Origin of the sequence: Nonomuraea turcica, from assembly GCF_030718205.1 — a bacterium.
Classification (GTDB): Bacteria; Actinomycetota; Actinomycetes; order Streptosporangiales; family Streptosporangiaceae; genus Nonomuraea.
Map to the genome: position 1 here is coordinate 336,831 of NZ_JAUZQF010000006.1, position 17,932 is coordinate 354,762.

The 17,932-nt window shown below is 67.5% G+C and carries 14 protein-coding genes and 1 tRNA gene; 7 read left to right on the forward strand and 8 right to left on the reverse strand.

Going from position 1 to position 17,932, the window contains the following annotated elements; all coding sequences use genetic code 11:
• The first annotated feature begins 232 nt into the window (after positions 1-232).
• From gyrB to Q9G87_RS18385, 4 genes are all read left to right on the forward strand, one after another.
• A complete protein-coding gene (gene gyrB / locus Q9G87_RS18370) occupies positions 233-2,176 on the forward strand; it encodes a DNA topoisomerase (ATP-hydrolyzing) subunit B (RefSeq protein ID WP_305917587.1) in 1,944 nt (647 codons plus the stop codon).
• A gap of 15 nt (positions 2,177-2,191) precedes the next feature.
• On the forward strand, positions 2,192-4,690 hold the full coding sequence (gene gyrA / locus Q9G87_RS18375) for a DNA gyrase subunit A (RefSeq protein ID WP_305917588.1): 2,499 nt from the start codon (positions 2,192-2,194) through the stop codon (positions 4,688-4,690).
• Positions 4,691-4,693: 3 nt separating this feature from the next.
• Positions 4,694-5,407, forward strand: a complete 714-nt coding sequence (locus tag Q9G87_RS18380) for a DUF3566 domain-containing protein (protein ID WP_371825789.1) — start codon at positions 4,694-4,696, stop codon at positions 5,405-5,407.
• Between the two features lie 136 nt (positions 5,408-5,543).
• Positions 5,544-5,617: transfer RNA gene (locus Q9G87_RS18385), tRNA-Ile, on the forward strand.
• 1,770 nt (positions 5,618-7,387) lie between these two features.
• Here the strand turns inward: Q9G87_RS18385 and Q9G87_RS18390 are convergent.
• The 4 genes from Q9G87_RS18390 to Q9G87_RS18405 all read right to left on the reverse strand — a co-directional run bounded on the left by Q9G87_RS18390 (position 7,388) and on the right by Q9G87_RS18405 (position 9,388).
• Positions 7,388-7,882 carry an SRPBCC family protein gene (locus Q9G87_RS18390; protein WP_305917590.1) on the reverse strand — a complete coding sequence of 165 codons (495 nt, stop codon included), beginning with the start codon at positions 7,880-7,882 and terminating at the stop codon, positions 7,388-7,390.
• 129 nt (positions 7,883-8,011) lie between these two features.
• Positions 8,012-8,350, reverse strand: a complete 339-nt coding sequence (locus Q9G87_RS18395) for an ArsR/SmtB family transcription factor (RefSeq protein WP_305917591.1) — start codon at positions 8,348-8,350, stop codon at positions 8,012-8,014.
• A complete protein-coding gene (locus tag Q9G87_RS18400) occupies positions 8,347-8,811 on the reverse strand; it encodes an SRPBCC domain-containing protein (protein ID WP_305917592.1) in 465 nt (154 codons plus the stop codon). Before Q9G87_RS18400 ends, Q9G87_RS18395 begins: the two co-directional genes overlap by 4 nt.
• 346 nt (positions 8,812-9,157) lie before the next feature.
• A complete protein-coding gene (locus Q9G87_RS18405) occupies positions 9,158-9,388 on the reverse strand; it encodes a hypothetical protein (protein ID WP_305917593.1) in 231 nt (76 codons plus the stop codon).
• A gap of 202 nt (positions 9,389-9,590) precedes the next feature.
• On the opposite strand from Q9G87_RS18405, the gene Q9G87_RS18410 reads away from it, so the two are divergent.
• Complete coding sequence (locus Q9G87_RS18410; protein WP_305917594.1) at positions 9,591-9,791, forward strand: hypothetical protein; 201 nt, start codon at positions 9,591-9,593, stop codon at positions 9,789-9,791.
• Positions 9,792-10,116: 325 nt separating this feature from the next.
• On the opposite strand, the gene Q9G87_RS18415 is transcribed toward Q9G87_RS18410, so the two are convergent.
• Together Q9G87_RS18415 and Q9G87_RS18420 are read right to left on the reverse strand one after the other, a co-directional pair.
• Positions 10,117-10,551 (reverse strand): GNAT family N-acetyltransferase, encoded by a 435-nt coding sequence (locus tag Q9G87_RS18415; protein ID WP_305917595.1) that lies wholly within the window; start codon positions 10,549-10,551, stop codon positions 10,117-10,119.
• Between the two features lie 69 nt (positions 10,552-10,620).
• Positions 10,621-12,015, reverse strand: coding sequence for an MFS transporter (locus Q9G87_RS18420; protein ID WP_305917596.1), 1,395 nt, complete (start codon positions 12,013-12,015; stop codon positions 10,621-10,623).
• Between the two features lie 88 nt (positions 12,016-12,103).
• Between Q9G87_RS18420 and Q9G87_RS18425 the strand changes: the two genes are divergently transcribed.
• Both Q9G87_RS18425 and Q9G87_RS18430 read left to right on the forward strand, forming a co-directional pair.
• Positions 12,104-12,718 (forward strand): TetR/AcrR family transcriptional regulator, encoded by a 615-nt coding sequence (locus tag Q9G87_RS18425; protein WP_305917597.1) that lies wholly within the window; start codon positions 12,104-12,106, stop codon positions 12,716-12,718.
• Between the two features lie 161 nt (positions 12,719-12,879).
• Entirely contained in the window at positions 12,880-14,097 is a 1,218-nt protein-coding gene (locus Q9G87_RS18430) for an MFS transporter (protein ID WP_305917598.1), read from the forward strand.
• A gap of 60 nt (positions 14,098-14,157) precedes the next feature.
• Here the strand turns inward: Q9G87_RS18430 and Q9G87_RS18435 are convergent, their stop codons facing one another.
• Positions 14,158-16,512, reverse strand: a complete 2,355-nt coding sequence (locus Q9G87_RS18435) for an ExeM/NucH family extracellular endonuclease (protein WP_305917599.1) — start codon at positions 16,510-16,512, stop codon at positions 14,158-14,160.
• 126 nt (positions 16,513-16,638) lie between these two features.
• Positions 16,639-17,919, reverse strand: coding sequence for an esterase-like activity of phytase family protein (locus Q9G87_RS18440; RefSeq protein WP_305917600.1), 1,281 nt, complete (start codon positions 17,917-17,919; stop codon positions 16,639-16,641).
• Positions 17,920-17,932 lie beyond the last annotated feature (13 nt).

The following is a 17,932-nucleotide window of genomic DNA, read 5'->3' on the forward strand; positions in this document are numbered from 1 at the left end:
CAAATCAAGCTAGCGGGCATCACAGGCGCGTTCATTGCCACCTCAGGCCTCCGGAGGCGGTAGAATGAAAAAGGATTCCGGACACGTCCGCTTGCGTGTCACCCCGGCAGCAAGCCGACTCCCCTGGGTGACCGCGCATCGGGGCACTCACGACGGTGACGGGCACGGCAGGGGCAGCTTTGCGATTTGATGGCCTCCCCCGCCGCGTGTCCGCGGCAGGAGGATTTCGCAGTTGTCCTACGACGCTAGCTCAATCACCGTACTCGAAGGACTTGAGGCGGTTCGCAAGCGACCGGGTATGTATATCGGCTCCACCGGGGAGCGCGGCCTGCACCACCTCGTCTACGAGATCGTGGACAACGCGGTGGACGAGGCGCTGGCCGGTTATGCCACCACCATCGACATCACGTTGCGGGCCGACAACGGCGTGCGCGTGGTCGACGACGGCCGCGGCATCCCCACGGGCATCCACCCGGTGGAGAAACGCTCCGCCGTCGAGGTCGTGCTGACCACGCTGCACGCGGGCGGCAAGTTCGACAGCCAGTCCTACGCGGTCTCCGGCGGCCTGCACGGCGTCGGCTCGGCCGTCGTCAACGCGCTGTCCACCGCCATGGACGTCGAGGTCAAGCAGAACGGCCACTACTGGCGCCAGCGCTACGAGCACTCCAAGCCCGTCGCGCCGCTGGCCAAGGGCGAGGGGACCGACGAGACCGGCACCACGATCACGTTCTGGCCGGACGAGGACGTCTTCGAGACCACGACGTGGAACTATGAGACGCTTTCGCGGCGCTTCCAGGAGACGGCCTTCCTCAACAAGGGCCTGAAGATCAGGCTGACCGACGAGCGTCCCGACCACGTCAACGGCGCGCCCACCACGGTCGAATACCACTACGAGGGCGGTCTGGCCGACTTCGTCAAGCACCTCAACACCAAGAAGGAGGCGGCGCACGCGTCGATCATCTCCTTCGAGGAGGAGGGCGACGGCATCGCGGTCGAGATCGCCATGCAGTGGAACAACTCCTACTCGGAGTCGGTCTACACCTTCGCCAACACGATCAACACCGCGGAGGGCGGCACCCACGAGGAGGGCTTCCGCGCGGCGCTGACGACGATCGTCAACCGCTACGCGCGCGAGCAGAAGTTCCTCAAGGAGGGCAAGGACGACAACCTCTCCGGTGAGGACGTCCGCGAGGGGCTGACCGCGATCATCTCGGTCAAGCTGTCCGACCCGCAGTTCGAGGGCCAGACCAAGACCAAGCTGGGCAACACCGAGGCCAAGTCGTTCGTGCAGAAGGCCTGCAACGACCACCTGCGCGACTGGTTCGAGCGCAACCCCGGCGAGGCAAAGGACATCATCAACAAGTCGCTGCAGGCCTCGCGCGCCCGCATCGCCGCACGCCAGGCCCGCGACCTGACCAGGCGCAAGTCGCTGCTGGAGTCCGGCAGCGGTTTGCCAGGCAAGCTGGCCGACTGCCAGTGGAACGACCCGGAGAAGTGCGAGCTGTTCATCGTCGAGGGCGACTCGGCCGGCGGCTCGGCCAAGGGCGGCCGCGACTCGCGTTTCCAGGCGATCCTCCCGATCCGCGGCAAGATCCTCAACGTGGAGAAGGCCAGGATCGACAAGGTCCTGAAGAACAACGAGGTCCAAGCGCTGATCACGGCCCTGGGCACCGGCGTGCACGACGAGTTCGACATCGCCAAGCTGCGCTACCACAAGGTCATCCTCATGGCCGACGCCGACGTCGACGGCCAGCACATCAACACGCTGCTGCTGACGCTGCTGTTCAGGTTCATGAGGCCGCTGATCGAGGCCGGTCACGTCTACCTGTCGTGCCCGCCGCTCTACAAGATCAAGTGGGACCGCAAGGGCGAGGACGCCTCATACGCCTACTCCGACCCCGAGCGCGACGCGGTCATCGCCGACGGCATCGCCAACGGCAAGCCGGACCCGCGGCCGCGCGACAACGTACAACGCTTCAAGGGTCTGGGCGAGATGAACGCCGGCCAGCTCTGGGAGACCACGATGAACCCGGCGACCCGGCTGCTGCGCCAGGTCACGCTCGACGACGCGGCGCAGGCCGACGACCTGTTCAGCGTGCTCATGGGCGAAGACGTGGAAGCCCGGCGCGACTTCATCATCCGCAACGCCCGCGACGTGCGTTTCCTCGACGTTTAAGAAGGACCTTTACCCGTGACGGACGTGAACACCACTCCCCCGGCTGACCGCATCGAGCCGGTGGACATCCAGTCCGAGATGCAGCGCAGTTACATGGACTACGCGATGTCCGTCATCGTGTCCAGGGCGCTGCCGGACGTACGCGACGGCTTGAAGCCGGTGCACCGGCGGGTGCTCTACGCCATGTACGACGGCGGCTACCGTCCCGACCGCGGCTACTTCAAGTGCGCCCGCGTCGTCGGCGACGTGATGGGCACCTACCACCCGCATGGCGACACCTCGATCTACGACGCGCTGGTCCGCCTGGCGCAGCCGTGGTCCCTGCGCTATCCGCTGGTCGACGGGCAGGGCAACTTCGGCTCGCCGGGCAACGACCCGGCGGCCGCCATGCGATACACCGAGTGCAAGCTCGCGCCCATCGCCATGGAGATGCTGCGGGACATCGACAAGGAGACCGTCGACTTCCGCCCCAACTACGACGGCAAGTCGCAGGAGCCCGACGTCCTGCCGGCGCGTTTCCCGCAGCTGCTGGTCAACGGCTCGGGCGGCATCGCCGTCGGCATGGCGACCAACATCCCGCCGCACAACCTGCGCGAGGTGGCCGCGGCGGTCAAGTGGTACCTCGAAAACCCCGAGGCCAATGACGAGGAGCTGCTCGAAGCGTCGATCAAGCTGGTCAAGGGGCCGGACTTCCCCACGAAGGCGCTGATCGTCGGCCGGCGCGGGATCGAGGACGCCTACCGCACCGGGCGCGGCTCGATCACCATGCGCGCCGTGGTCGAGGTCGAGGAGGACAAGGGCCGACAGGCCCTGGTCGTCACCGAGCTGCCCTACCAGGTCAACCCCGACAACCTCGCCCTGAAGATCGCCGAGCTGGTGCGCGAGGGCAAGCTCAGCGGCATCGCGGACGTACGCGACGAGAGCTCCTCGCGGGTCGGCCAGCGCCTCGTCATCGTCCTCAAGCGGGACGCGGTCGCCAAGGTCGTACTCAACAACCTCTACAAGCACACCCAGCTGCAGGACACCTTCGGCGCCAACATGCTGGCGCTGGTCGACGGCGTGCCGCGGACGCTGCGCCTCGACCAGTTCATCCGCCACTACGTGGCGCACCAGGTCGAGGTCATCGTCCGCAGGACCCGCTACCTGCTGCGCAAGGCCGAGGAGCGGGCGCACATCCTGCGCGGCCTGCTGAAGGCCCTGGAGCGACTCGACGAGGTCATCGCCTTGATCCGGGCCTCGGAGTCCGCCGCGCACGCCCAGCAGGGCCTCATGGCGCTGCTGGAGATCGACGAGGTGCAGGCGCAGGCCATCCTGGACATGCAGCTGCGCAAGCTCGCCGCCCTGGAGCGCCAGGCGATCCAGGACGAGTTTGAGGCGTTGATGACGCAGATCGCCGAGTACAACGCGATCCTCGCCAGCGAGGCCCGCCAGCGGGAGATCATCAACGACGAGCTCGCCGAGGTCGTCGGCCGCTACGGCGACGAGCGCAAGACCGAGATCATCGCCTACGACGGCGACATGTCGATCGAGGACCTCATCGCCGAGGACGAGATCGTCGTCACGATCACCAGGGGCGGCTACGCCAAGCGCACCAGAACCGACCTCTACCGCGCCCAGAAGCGCGGCGGCAAGGGTGTACGCGGTGCGCAGCTGCGTCAGGACGACATCGTCGACCACTTCTTCGTCACCACGACGCACCACTGGTTGCTCTTCTTCACCAACAAGGGCCGGGTTTACCGCGTCAAGGCGTACGAGCTTCCTGAAGCCGCGCGTGACGCCCGAGGCATGCATTTGGCGAACCTTCTTGCCATGCAGCCCGACGAAACAGTTATGGAGGTTCTCGACCTACGCGACTACGAAGTCGCCCCCTATCTCGTCCTGGCCACCCGCAGCGGCCTGGTCAAGAAGACCCGCCTGTCCGAATACGACTCCCCCAGGTCCGGCGGTCTGATCGCGATCAACCTGCGGGAGGACGACGAGGTCATCGGAGCCCGCCTGGTCTCCGAGCAAGACGACCTGCTGCTGGTCTCCAGGGGAGCCCAGTCGATCAGGTTCACCGCCTCCGACGAGGCGCTTCGCCCCATGGGCCGGGCGACCAGCGGTGTCATCGGCATGAGGTTCCTCGAGGGTGACGAACTTCTGTCCATGAATCGGATGGCCGACGGTCAAGATGTGCTTATCGCCACCGAGGGCGGGTACGCAAAACGGACGCCAGTGGAGCAGTATCCAGTTCAGGGCCGTGGCGGTAGAGGGGTGCTGACGGCGAAAATCGTGAGTTCCCGTGGCAAGCTGGTCGGAGCCGTCATGGTCAACCCAGAGGACGAGGTCTTCGCGATCACGTCCGCCGGCGGGGTGATCCGGACGAGTGCCGGCGAGATCAAGCAGTCCGGCCGCCAGACCATGGGAGTGCGATTGATGAATCTCGCGGAAGGCGACAGCGTGGTGGCCCTCGCCCGGAACGCGGAGTCGATGGAGACTTCGGTGGAAACTGAGGAAGACGGGGGAGGAGAGTAGTCCATGAGCGCCCAGGGTGGTGGTTCCGCCAGGACAAAGGCGGGTTCGGGTAACGGACAGCAACCAAACAAGCCCGCAGAAACCGAGATTTTCAACCCGGTCGACGAAGGACAGGAAATCACCTCGCCCGCGCAGGGCAAGCCTGTCCCGCCCAAGGAGGACGCGCAGCAGCAGCGGTCTCAGGCTCCTGCCTCCGCACCCGCGCCGCATCCTCCTGCGCCTGTGCCTCAGACGGAGGGCAACGACACCGTACGCATCCGGCCTTCGCTGGCCACCGAGGCCCCGCCCGCGCTCGAGTTGCCGAAGAAGAAGTCTTCGAACGCCGGCGCGGGCCGGCTGCCCCGCAAGGCCCACCTGGTCCTGCGCCGCGTTGAGCCGTGGTCGGCCATGAAGTTCAGCTTCGTGGTCTCCCTGGTGTGCTTCGTGGTGCTGTTCGTGGCAGTGGCCGTCCTGTACGGCGTGCTGTCCGCGCTTGGGGTTTTCGACTCGATCGTGGACCTGGTCAACCAGCTGGGCCAGGGCGAGCAGGGGCAGAGCTCGATCCCGATCGACATCGCCTCCTGGTTCGAGCCGGTGCGGATCCTCGGATACACCGCGCTGATCGGGGCCGTGAACGTGGTCCTGATCACGGCTCTTTCCACGCTCGGGGCGGTCATCTACAACATCTCCTCTGACCTGGTCGGAGGCGTTGAGGTGACCTTCAGCGAGGCCGAGTAGAACCGCCATGGGGCATGCTGTTCGCGCTGTGCTCGGGGTGAGGACGGCGCGAGCAGCATGCCGGAGGCGGTAAGCTTTTCCTCGTCCGAACAACCGGTTCGCCTCCGATCTGCGGATGCGGTAGCGTTCGGTGCGCGGGGCTATAGCTCAGACGGTTAGAGCGCTTCCCTGATAAGGAAGAGGTCCCAGGTTCAAGTCCTGGTAGCCCCACCCAGTCTGACCAGTAGAAACAGCCACTTTCCGATCTTCGGAGGGTGGCTCTTTTGCTGTCTGAGTGTCTATCTGCGTGACTGTCGTCCTCGGCGCGATGCCAACGACTACGTGTGCGGCCTAAGCCACCTTGTCTACGAGACAGATATCCACAGGCTCTCTAGCGCTGTGGTGCCCAAGGTGCCTGCTGAATGTTGTGGGAGATGGGCCGTCGTGCCATCTCGTTACGAGGTGATGGCCTTATTGGCAGCCGTGCTCTCAGTCCTGTCAGCAGCGGAAACATGAAGGATTGGCAGCGGGAACGTCGGGTCTACCGCGGTTGTCCACAGCAGGACCGGATTCTTGTCGCTGCTCGGCAATATCGTGGTTCACGTTTCCCACGGCTCGTGACTGGATGAGCGGCTCTCTGCTTGCCCCAGAGAGCCGCTCGCACGTCCGCTGGGTAGTCATCATCGCGATCTCTATCGCGGTCGGCTTCCTGGCTGGAAGTCCTGCGGCAGGGATCGGCGCGGGGTTCGCGGTCGCTGTAGCACTGCACGTGATGATGGCTTAAGGACTCGATGCGGCCAGTGGGACCTAGGTCCCTAGAACGCGTTCGGCCCCCGCCAGAGCTTGGCGGGGGCCGAACGCGTTCAGGGCCACTGTCCCAGCTCATGTCTCAAAGATGCGGTCCATGACGACCGGTACGTGGTCCCCTGCACCCGCCGCCCGATTGTCCGAGGCAGACGGAACCGGTCAAGGATGGCTGTGCACGTAGGACAACCGCGAACGACGGAAGGTCGCCGGCTGACGGAACACGCGAAGCCATCGTTGACAGAACCCGCTTGACAGTCCCGGAGATGAGCAGCTGATGGGGCAGGGGGAGGAGTGGCCAAGGAAGCGCATCGCCGCACGAGACCGCTTGGATCTTCCTCTGGAAGTACGGAAATGCCAAGCTGGTGCTCGTGGAGCAACATGGAGATCGCAGATCATTACGCGCCCAAGTTCGCGCGGCCAATGCTATAGGGATGGACCGGCGAGGCGCGTGGGCGAACTGGTCCGGGCTCCTCATGGGTCTCTTCATTGCCCTCCCCCGAGTAGCCGAGATCTTGACCGGCAATCCAGACGGTTTCGTCACTGCCGACTGGGGTCCGGCAGCTCATTGGACAGAGACGATCATCTACATACTCGCCGGATGCTTCATGGCGGTGATCTCCGGGGAAGCGCTGATATACAGATACCGCCGCCGTCGGCAACCATCGTCGTGTGAAGAGTAGCGAGGGTGAGGTAACACTTCAGGCTGTATCACCAGGTGTGCGATGGGCTCGCGCTGCAACACGTACTACAACAGAGGCACACGACGCCTTACACCGGCAGCCGTCCACCCCAGGTCTGGACGACCAGGCAGTGCTCCGATTTTGGCCCAGACAGTCCTGATAAGGAAGAGGTCCCAGGTTTAAGTCCTGGTAGCCCCACCTAGATGACCAGCAGAAACAGAGCTGTTCTCGATCACGAGGCGGCTCTTTTCGCATCGTGGGAGAAATCTGGGAGATGACCTCGACAACCGGAGTCGGATTCAAGCTGCGGGAGACCGCTGTTTTCCATCGCTCCCACCGGAACTGGTCACTCATCACCGTCATGATCAGGCGACTCAACGCAAGTAGCCGTACCCTCCTGGACGAACCGGAAGACCCTAACGCGGGTGGGTGGACCGGGGGCCACCCAGCCGCAGCTCGGTTGCAGTGGTAGGAGGAGACACGCCCTTCGGTGGGGCGCCTGCCCAGCCGCCGGTCACCATGGGTCGGGCAGGCCCTCTCCCGTGGTGATCAGGCTGCGCAGGCTGCCGTTGACGTAGTGCAGCCAGGCCGTGGAGCACGCGCCGAAGCACTCGACGTCCGGAACCAGGCCGATGTGTGTGAACCTCAGCTCGGTGCCGCCGGTCGCGGGGACGATGTCGAACACGATCTCGGTTCCGGTCCACTCGCCCGGCTCCGGGATGAAGGACAGATGGCTGTCGGTTACCCGCCAGACCACGCGGCGGCCCGGCTCGAGCTCGACCACGCGCTGGAGGCTGTAGTGCTGGGGCGGGTGCCGGTAGGTGAACTCGGCACCCAGCTCGTCGGCACGCCCCTCGATCTGGCCCGTCCACCAGGCGCGGACGTCCAGGATGGCGGCGAAGACCTCCTCCGGTGACTGCTCGACCTGGTACGACGTCGAGTAGCCGCGCTCGGTGCGCGCCGTGCTTGCTGTGCTCATCTCGTGGCTGCCCTGTGATTGTGTCGTCATGAATGATCGGATCCTTATCTCTTCGTGTCCATCGATTGAGTGGTTGCGGGTGTGCGCCCGCATCCGGGTGCGGTTGATCAGCGCCGCCACGGATGAGGCGGCGTTCGGTCGTGTGCGGGTCGTGCGGGGTCAGCCCTGCTGGCTGCGCTGGATCGCTTCGGCGATCTGCTTGATGCGCTGCAGCCGGGCGTCCCAGGCTGCTCCGACCGACGACATCTGCTTGACCGCGCGGGCGAGGCGGGGCTCGTCCACCTGGTAGCGGCGCCCGCGTCCGGGCGGGGCTGCGTGGACGAGCCCGACCCGCTCCAGCACGCGAAGGTGCTTGGTGACGGCCTGCCGGGTGACCGGCAGTTGCTCGCTGAGCGAGGTCGCCGTCCCGCCGCCCACGTCCAACAGCAGGTCGAGCATCCGCCGCCGGGTCGGGTCCCCCAACGCCGACCAGAGTTCGTCGTCGACCGTGTCGCTCACGCCGCCGACACCTGCCGGGCGGCGTACGTGACAAGGCGGGGCAGGAACCGGTCCCAGCCGGTGACGTGATCGCGGTGGCACCGCTCGCGCTCAGCCGGCTCCGGGAACCTCTCCGTAAACCCGGTCTCGGTGAAGCGCAGCAGTGTGCCAGTGCCCGACGGGGCGAGTTCGAAGGTCACCAGGAGCGAGTTGGCCGGTGCCGCGGTCTGGCCCTCGTCGTAGACCCAGCGGAAGGCGAACCGCCGGGGCGGGTCGGCCTCCACCACTGTGAGCGGCGCGACCTTTGCGTCCGGGGTGGACGTGTCGCCGAAGGCGACGAACCCGGTGGCGCCGGGTGCCGGCGTGAGTTCGGCCTCGTCCGGCCACCACTGCTGCAGATGCTCGGGCGTGCTGATGACCTTGTAGACCACCTCGGGCGTGGCCTCGATACGCAACTCCCGCTCGATGCTTGCGTGCTCCATGGCGTGCTCCCATCATGCGCAACCTTTGGTTGCGCATGACTGTAGGGCAATCGCCGAGCATGTGCAACCATCGGTTGCATTCGGCTTGGCGCTGCTCCGCGGCCGTCGCGCATTCGCGCTGACGGCCGACCGGACCCGCCAAACTCACGACCCGAGCAACGCCGGGGGTGGCTCGGCCGCTGTACCGGTTCCAGATCTGCGTACCGGACGGTGTGGTCTTGTCCGAGCTGACCACAGCCCGGACATCCGGCTGTGGCTCACCAGCAGCGGCAACCTGGGCACCTTCGAGGCCGCCGGGCACGCCGACGCCAGCGTGCTGACGAACCTGCTCACGTACGGCATGGCGTCATTGGCCGAGAAGGTCGCGGCGTACCGGCGCGCCTTCGTCGGCTCGGGGCGCGATGGCCGCGGACACGTCGTCCTGATGCTGCACACCTCCCTGGGCGAAGAGGAAGTTCCACGGGGTGATGGCGCCGACCAGCTCGTACGGCACCGCGTCGTCGGCCACGACGATGCCCGGCAGCGAGGCGGGGAACTCGGCCGGCGGCGCGAGCAGTGCGGCGCCTGGCGTGCCCATCGCTCGACGAGCCCCGCGGTGATCCGGCGCTCCAGCATCGACTCCGCCACCCGGCCGGTGTCGGCCACCAGCTCGGACACCAGTTCGGCGTCGGCGGCGAGCGCGGCCCCGAACCGGGACAGTACGGCACTGCGATCGGCGTCCGCGCGCCAGGACGCTCGCGTGGGGCGAGGCGGTCGGTGGCCGGGCGCTGTTCGTCGCGGTGGCGTTCAGCCCGGACGGGAAGACGCTGGTCGCCGCGGCCGCCGACCGCGTCGAGGTGCTGGGGGACGCCTACGCCGTGTGGCAGTGGGACACGACGCCGCGGATCGGCGGCGCGGCGGCCACCGTCTGTGCCGGACGGCCGGTCCCTCACACGTGGGCGGCTTTCGTCGTGGGCGTGCCGTACCGCGAGGTGTGCTGAGTCCGGTCCAGTCGGCGTGCGTCGGTCCGGCGGCACAGCTCGCATGCAGCACCTGTCCCCTGCTGGCTGCCCGCTGGATCACCGAACGTTCTGCCGAGCGGTGACCAGCCGGATCGCAGCTTCCAGGTGCACCCCATCCTGGTCGGCATGATCGATCAGGGCAGTGCGTGCATCGGCGAGTGCAGGAGTGTGGCGCCGGGGACGATCAGCCAGGCGTTGGCGAGCAATGCTCCGAGCTGTTCCACTCCGCCGCACGGCTCGGCATGCCCCAGGCGGCGGCCCAAGTGGAGGCGTGAAGGGGGCGGTTGTCGTGCGGCCGGGCGGGCTACTTGGGTTGCCAGCGGCCGATCTTCTTGGTGACGAGGGTGGCGCCGATCCGCGTGTAGAAGCGTTGCGCGGCGACGTTGGCCTCGGCGACCTCCCAGCGGATCAGCTTGCCTTCGGCGGCTTCGGCGGCGGCACGCATGAGTTGTTCTCCCACGCCGCGACCGCGTTCCGTGCCGGCCACGTACAGATCGTCCAGCGCGAGGTAGTCCTCACCGGACCAGAAGCTGACGCGTTGCAGCCAGGAGACGTAGCCGATGGCCCGCCCGTCCTGCTCGGCGATGAGGTAGGTGACCTCGGGACGGGTGAGTAGCTGCTTCAGGTCGCTGACGCTCACGGTGATGGCCCAGGCTTGGTCCTGGCTCTCGGCCAGTCCACGGATGAGGTCGTGCACGGTGGAGGCGTCATCGGGCGTGGCGCGGCGGATTTCTATCATGGTGGACCTTCCAGGTAAGGGTCATAAGGCTGAGGTGCCGGGGGGCTGGACGCGCCCGCTTGGCACCGGTCATGAAGGTGAGGAAGCGACCTGGTCGGCGGGTCTCGGCCGGCCGGGTGTCACCAGGGCAGCGATGACGATGCCGGCTGCCGCTGCGATGGCGGCCACGGTGAACCCGCTGGCGAAGCCGCTCAGTGTGTTCCCGACCAGGCTTGCGGCGGCGACGCTCGAGACGACCGCGGCACCGAGAGAGGCGCCGAACTCGTGGAAGGTGCTCACGATGCCGGAGGCGACTCCCGCCTCATGGGGTGCCACCTGGCCGAGCGCGGTCGCCGAGGCGACGACGAACATCGCGCCGGTGCCGGCGGCCGCGACGGACACGCCGATCACGACGCTGACGGGATGCATCGACAGGGCCGGTACGGCCATGCCGACCGCCGCAACCGCAAGGCCCGCGACGGCCAGGCCGCGTCCACCCCACCGGCCGATCAGGCGGCCGGTCAGGTTGGCCCCCAGCATCGTGGCCACCGCCACCGGCAGGAACAGCAGGCCTGTCTGCAACGCGTCGTATCCCTGAGCCTGCTGGAAGTAAAAGGTGCCCAGGAAGAACACCGCGATCATCAGGGCCGTCGCCATCAGGATGAGGAACGCGCCTGTCGCCACGGGCCGCCGCACCAGCAGCCGGACGTCCATCAAAGGCGAGCGCGCCCGCCTCTGCCACACGACGAACAGCACATACCCGACGGCGGCGGCCAGGACGAGCCAGCCCGTGAGCCGGGTGAGCCACCCGCGCTCGCCGGCGGCGATGAGAGCGTAGGTCAGTGACGCGGTCGCAGACGTCACGAGGATCGCGCCGAGAACGTCGAGCCGCGGCCGCTGGGCGGACCATGGTTGCTGCTTCGGCACCAGTACGGCGAGCACCACGGCGATCACCAGCCCGATGGGCACGTTGACGTAGAAGACCCATGACCACCCGGGTCCCGCGGTGAGCAGGCCGCCGAGGAGGACCCCGAGGGCGGCTCCACCTCCGCCGAGCGCGGACCAGACGCCCAGCGCCCGGTTCCGCTCCTCTCCGTCGAACAGGGCCACCACCAGGGACAGCGCCGCGGGGGACAGCAGGGCGGCGCCGACTCCTTGCGCGATGCGGCCGCCCACCAGCATGGCCGCGGATTCCGCTAAGCCTGTGGTCAGCGATGCCGCGGTGAAGAGCAGGAGCCCGGTCAGCATGACCTGCTTGGCACCTACCAGATCGGCGATCCGGCCGCCGAGCAGCATCAGCCCGCCGAAGGTGAGCGTGTAGGCGCTGACCGTCCAGGTCAGCGCCTCGCGGCTGAGCCCGAGTTCCGTCTCGATGTGGGGCAGCGCGATGGCGACGACGGTGACGTCGAGGATCAGCATGAGTTGCGCCACCCCCAGAAGGCCGAGGATGCGCCACCGCGCCGGGTGAATCGCTGGTTGGTTCATGATGTCTCCTTCCTCTAACTCGTATGTCCATATACGAGCTTTGCAGTCACTATAACTCGTATACGCGCATACGCGTTAGGGTGGTGACATGGTTGAGCCCTCCGCGCGCCCCAAGCGCCGCGCCGATGCCGAGCGCAGCATCGCCCGCATCGTGGCCGCGGCGCGCACGCTGCTGAGTTCGGACCCGAACGCGAAGACGGACGACATCGCGAAGGCTGCGGGTGTGGGGCGGATGACCCTGTATGGGCACTTCGCCACCCGAGCCGAGCTCATCGATGCAGCGCTCGTGGAGGCGCTGAGAGTCGGCGACGCGATCCTGTCGTCGGTCGATCTGTCAGGAAACGCCCGTGAGGCCATGAGCCGCCTGCTGGCGTCGAGCTGGCAGGTCGTGGCCGAGTCCGCGGCGCTGCTGTCGGCGGCCGAGGAAGTCCTTCCCGCGGGACGGGTCCGTGATCTGCACGAGGAGCCCGTCCGGCGCATGACCGAACTCATCCGCCGCGGCCAGGAGCAAGGTGTGTTCCGGACCGACATGCCCACAACGTGGCTGGTCAACCTCGTCCACTACATCCTGCATGGAGCGGCTTCCGAGGTGCGCGCGGGGCGCTTGAACCCGGAGGAGGCCGCAGACGTGGTGGCCAAATCCGTGCAATCAGTGTTGAGCGTCCCCCGCAGCGAACATCCGGCCGTCAACGTCGGGGTCTGAGCAGAGCGGCGAGCTCGGTGTCGACGGCGCCGAGGCGTTGATCGGGGTCACGCTGCTGCTCGTAGGCGCGGAGACGGCCCCGTGGCGGGCCCGCCGACGAGACGCAAAAACGCGTTGCCGTAGATGTTCTCGAACCGTATGGTTTTGCGCTCGTGGTCACAATGGTGGAGCGAGTCCTGCCTGCCCGGCTGGGGACAGGATTTCGGTGGTTGCTGGCCTCGAGCTGGCTGACAAATCTCGGTGATGGGGTCGCGGCCGCCGCGGGCCCACTGCTGATCGCGACGTTGACTCGCGACCCGCTGATGATTTCGCTGTCGGCCCTGGTGGGCTGGGCACCGCCGCTGCTGTTCAGCCTGTATGCGGGCGTGCTGTCGGATCGGTACAACCGGCGCAGGATCGTGCTCGTCGCGAACGCGGTGCGGGCCGTGGTGCTGGCGGCGCTCGTCGCGCTCATGGTGACCGGCACCGTGACCGTGGCGACGGCGCTGCTGGCGCTCACGCTCCGGTCCGTCGCCGAGGTGTTCGCCGACAACGCGACGGCCACCCTGACGCCCATGATGGTCGGCAAGGACGATCTCGTCATCGCCAACGCCCGCTTGGGCACGGGGTTCATCACGCTCAATCAGCTCGCCGGGCCGCCGATCGGCGCGGCACTGTTCGGCCTGGGCTTGACCTGGCCGTTCGCGGGTCAGCTGCTCCTGGTGGTGGCGGGGATCGTCCTGGTCTCCCGGATCACGTTGCCGCCGCACGGCCGACAGGCCGACGATCTCAGGCCTAATACCGTACGGGAACTGATCGCCGGGTTCAGCTGGACCATCCGGCACGCAGCGGTCCGCACGCTGGCGCTCACCATCCTGATCTTCAACTTCACGTTCGGCGCGGCCTGGTCGGTTCTCGTCCTCTACACCCAGGAGCAGCTCGGCCTCGGCGCCTTGGGCTTCGGTCTGATGACCACCATCGGCGGAGTCGGCGGCTTGATCGGCACCGGCCTGTACGGGGTCATCACCCGCAGGGTGAGCCTCGGCGCCCTGATGCGGATCGGGCTCATCATCGAAACGCTCACTCACCTGGGCTTGGCCCTGACCCATTCGCCATGGGTGGCCGGGGGCATCTTCCTGGTTTTCGGCGCGCACGCGTTCATCTGGGGCACGACCTCGGTCACCATCCGCCAGCGCGCGGTCCCGCGCGACCTGCAGGGCCGGGTGGGCAGCGTCAATACCGTCTGCGTCTACGCCGGTCTGGTGGTCGGCTCGTTGATCGGCGGTGTCCTGGCGACCCGCTTCGGTGTCGCGGCGCCCTTCTGGTTCGCCTTCGCCGGCTCCGCGGTGTTCGTGGTGCTGCTGTGGCGGCAGCTCATGCTCATCGCCCACGACGACTGAGATGTTCGGTCCTCGGCTGCCGTGGCCGCGGCAGGGGTGCCGCCGCGGCCACGTGGGGGTTCAGAGCTTCAGGCCCACCAGCAGCGGGTCGTGGTCGGAGGAGCGGAACGGGTCGGGCGCGTACAGGTAGGGCGGGTTGTACTCGGTGTTGTAGTCCATGAACCTGCCCTCGTCGGCGTTCACGTGCCAGATGGTGACGCCGGTCACCAGCTTGCGCGCGCCCCTGTCGGCCAGCGCATGGTCGAGCTCACCGGACAGGGCGTCGAAGACGTAGCTGTAGCGGTCGTCCTTCTTGATGTACTTCTTGCTCAGGCTGGTCAGCCCGGCGTCCTCGAAGGCGTGGATCGGGTCCTCCTCGCCGTAGGCGTTGATGTCGCCGAGGACGAGCGCGTTCTTCAACCGGAGGTGGTCGATCAGGGCCAGCACCGCCTTGGCCTGCTTGACGCGCTTGGCGTTGTAGCAGCTCTGTCCGTCGCCCTGGTCGGCGTCGTCACCGGAGGCCGGACCGTCGACGTCGGTGCAGCCCTTGGACTTGAAGTGGTTCACCAGCACCGTGAACGTCTCGCCCGTCCCGTCTGCCTTGCCGAAGGTCTGCACCAGCGGCGGCCGGTTGAAGAGGGGATCGGACGACGACCGCGCCGGGCCGATCGGGGTGACCTTGCCCGGCTGATAGATCAGCGCGGTCTGGATGAGGTCGGTGCCCGGGTTGGGGTGCGTGATCGCCTTGTACGTGCCGGCGCCGGCCTTGGCATTGAGCGCGTCGACCAGGGCGTTGAGCGCCACGTCGTTGTTGCGTTCGACCTCCATCAGCCCGGCCACGGCGGGGTTGAGGGTCGTGATGGTGGCGACCAGCTTGGCGAGCTGGCGGTCCCGCTCGGCGGCGGTGGTGGCGCCGCGGGAGCCGAGCGTGGTGAACCAGTTGAGGGTGTTGAGGCTGGCCACCTGGACGTTGCCGCCGACCTTCGCAGGCCTGGTGGGACGGGGGTTGTCCGCGGTGAAGACCACAGGCTCGGTCGGCTGGACGCGGTAGACGTCGAAGCCGTAGGTGAGGATGCCGGTCAGGTCCTCCACCTCGTCGCCGAGCCGGACGGTGTTCGAGCCCTTCGTGTGGTACGGCAGCGTGGGCGGGTTCTGCACGCTGGAGCCGTCATCGAGCAGGATCGTGCGCCGGGCGTCCTTGTCGGTGTTCACGCCCTTGCGGTCGGTCGGCTGCCACAGCCGGCTGCCCGCGGCGAGGGTGATCTCGCCGTACCGGGCCAGGTTGTAGGTCTCGGAGACGGCGAGGTCGGTGCGGAAGGTCACGAGCATGCTCTCGTAGCGCTCGAAGCCGACGCCGTTCTCGAGTGGCAGCTTCACCTTGGTCGGCTTGGTCGTGCCGGTGCCGCAGACGTTCACCGCGGTGGCCGGCGAGATCTCGGTGAGACCGTTGTACTCGATCGTCTTGCCGGAGACGAGCACCCGGTCGCTGGTCTTGACCGGCGTGGAGGAGTACACGAACAGGCCTTCGGAGGTCGCCGGGTCGGCGTCCGGCGTGAGGGCCTGGACGTAGAAGCCGCCGAGCCTGCCCGAGCCCTGGAAGGAGGCGGTGACGATGCCCTCGACCCGGACGTTCTGGCCCTGGACCGGGCTGGTCTCGCCGCTGCCCTGCACTTGTGAGATCTGGTGCGTGGGCGGGGTGTCGCAGCTCTCAGTGGGTGTGGGGGTCGGCGTCACGGTCGGTGTGGCCGTCGGGGACGGGGACGGGTCGCTGCCGCCGCACGGGGCCGCGGTGGTGGCGCTGTTGCGTGGTGCGGGGGCCGCGGTCTCGAAGTCGGCGCCGTTGTCGTCGGTGTCGGCGCAGCCGCCGCTCTTGCGGAACGCGCCGGTGGTGTTGGTGAGTGCGGGGGCGGGGGAGCCCTCGAAGAAGTTCGCGCCGCCGTACCCGACCAGGTCCGCGAGGAGCGCGAGCTGTTCGTCGGAGCATGGGGCGGAGGAGCCGTTGCAGGCCAGGCCGTCGGCCGAGCGGACGAGTGCCACCTTGCCCGCGGTGCCGCTCATGTTGATGGAGCCGACGCTGTCGGGCTGGGGGAGAGCGCCGCTGGGGTTGGTGCCCGCCGCGAGCTGTACGAGGTGGTACTGGCCGGGAGCGAGGGTGCCGGAGAGGTTGGTCTTGTTGGCGGCGAAGTTCCCGGTGCCGCCGGCGCTGGTGTACTGCACGGACCAGCCGTCCAGCGGCACGGGGGCGCCGCTTCGGTTGAACAGCTCGACGTAGTCGTTTGATAACGGGGCGCCGGAGTTGCCGCCTCCGCCGTACACCTGACTGATGACCACGGTTCCGGGGACCGCGGCCACGGAGGGGGAGGAAAGGGCGGCGATCGAGCCGACGAGGACGCCGGCCGTCACGAGGATCGCCTGGATCCGGGACCTAGCATGCATGCCGGGCAGCGTAAACCGACAAAAGCCGAATGCACTGTATTAAGCATGGACAGGTCATGAAATTTCAGACCATAAACCTGGCCTTGAGAGCACGCTGCGGGTGGTGCGGCCGCAGAGTCCGGGCTGTCAGTGGAGCGGGCGTGGGAGGCGGATGGTGACGATCCGGCTGGACACGCCGCTACTCACCAGCCGGCCGTCCGCGCCGAACTCGCCGACCCCGAAGTCGTTGTCGTTGGCCACGACGAGCGTGCGCGGGTCGAGCAGGGCGATGCCCTCGACCTTGCCGGGCAGCGTGGGGGCGACCTCGGACAGGTTGGCGACGAGCGACTTGGCCGGGAGCTTGACGGCCGGCGGGCTGGTCAGCGCCTCCAGCGACGGCGTGGTGGCCGGGTCGTCGTATGGTCCGGCCAGCAGGTTGGTCGCCTTCGCCAGGTCGATCTGGTAGATCCGGGCGACGTTGTCGGTACGCTCGTCGACCAGCAGTCGGCGGCCGCTCACGTGCGCCAGGCCAGAGATCTTCATCTCGCTCTGGTCGCCGTTCACCTTCGGGTCGAAGGCAGTGACGTCCTCGAATCGGTAGGCGTACTCTCCGGTCACCTTCTCGGCCCGGATGCTGAAGGTGAGGATGCGGGCGATGCGGGAGGATTTGGCCGTCTTGGTGTCCGGGTTCGCCAGCGGGCTCTGCACCGCGAGGTAGAGGGTGTCGCCGTCGATCGCCAGCCCCTCGAAGCCGCGATTCTGCTGACGGGAGGCGAGAATGGCTGGCAGCGTCTCCTTGACCGGGTAGTCGGCGTCGGTGAGCTTGAGCCCCTTCGGAACGTGCCGTGCCAGCACCCGGCCCCGCTCGGAGACGCGCAGCAGCGACGGGCCGTACTCGTCGACCAGCCAGAAGTCGCCGCGCGAGGTGCGCACGATCTCCTCGGTGTCCACCCCGCTCGGGTTGTACGGCAGCGCGGTCCGGCCGTTCCAGGTGTAAGGCTTCTCGTCGTGGCCTGCCTGGTTGCTCAACCCGGTGATCGGCCTGCCGGAGCTGCCGACCAGTGGCACGTACTTCTTGATCTCGACGCCGAACCGGGTCGCCACCTGCACGATCGCCGGATCGAACTCGGGGATCGCGAACGTGCGGCGCTTCTCCCCGTCCACCGTGACCTGCCCGTTGGGCCCCCGGTCGGTGACCATCCAGTAGTCGCCGCGGCGCCCGGCCGGGAACAGGCCGCTGCCGAGCCCGCCCAACTCGACCCCGCGATCGTCGACGATGGACCCCTGCAGGTCGCCCAAGGGGACGGGCGGAATCCTCACATCCTTGACGACCACGGGCCGCTGCGCAGGCTGGGCCGAGGCGGCGTGCGGAACGGCGATCGTCGTGGCGGCAGTGATCGCCAAAGCCGCGAGGATGCGACGGTGCATGGCCTGGCCTTTC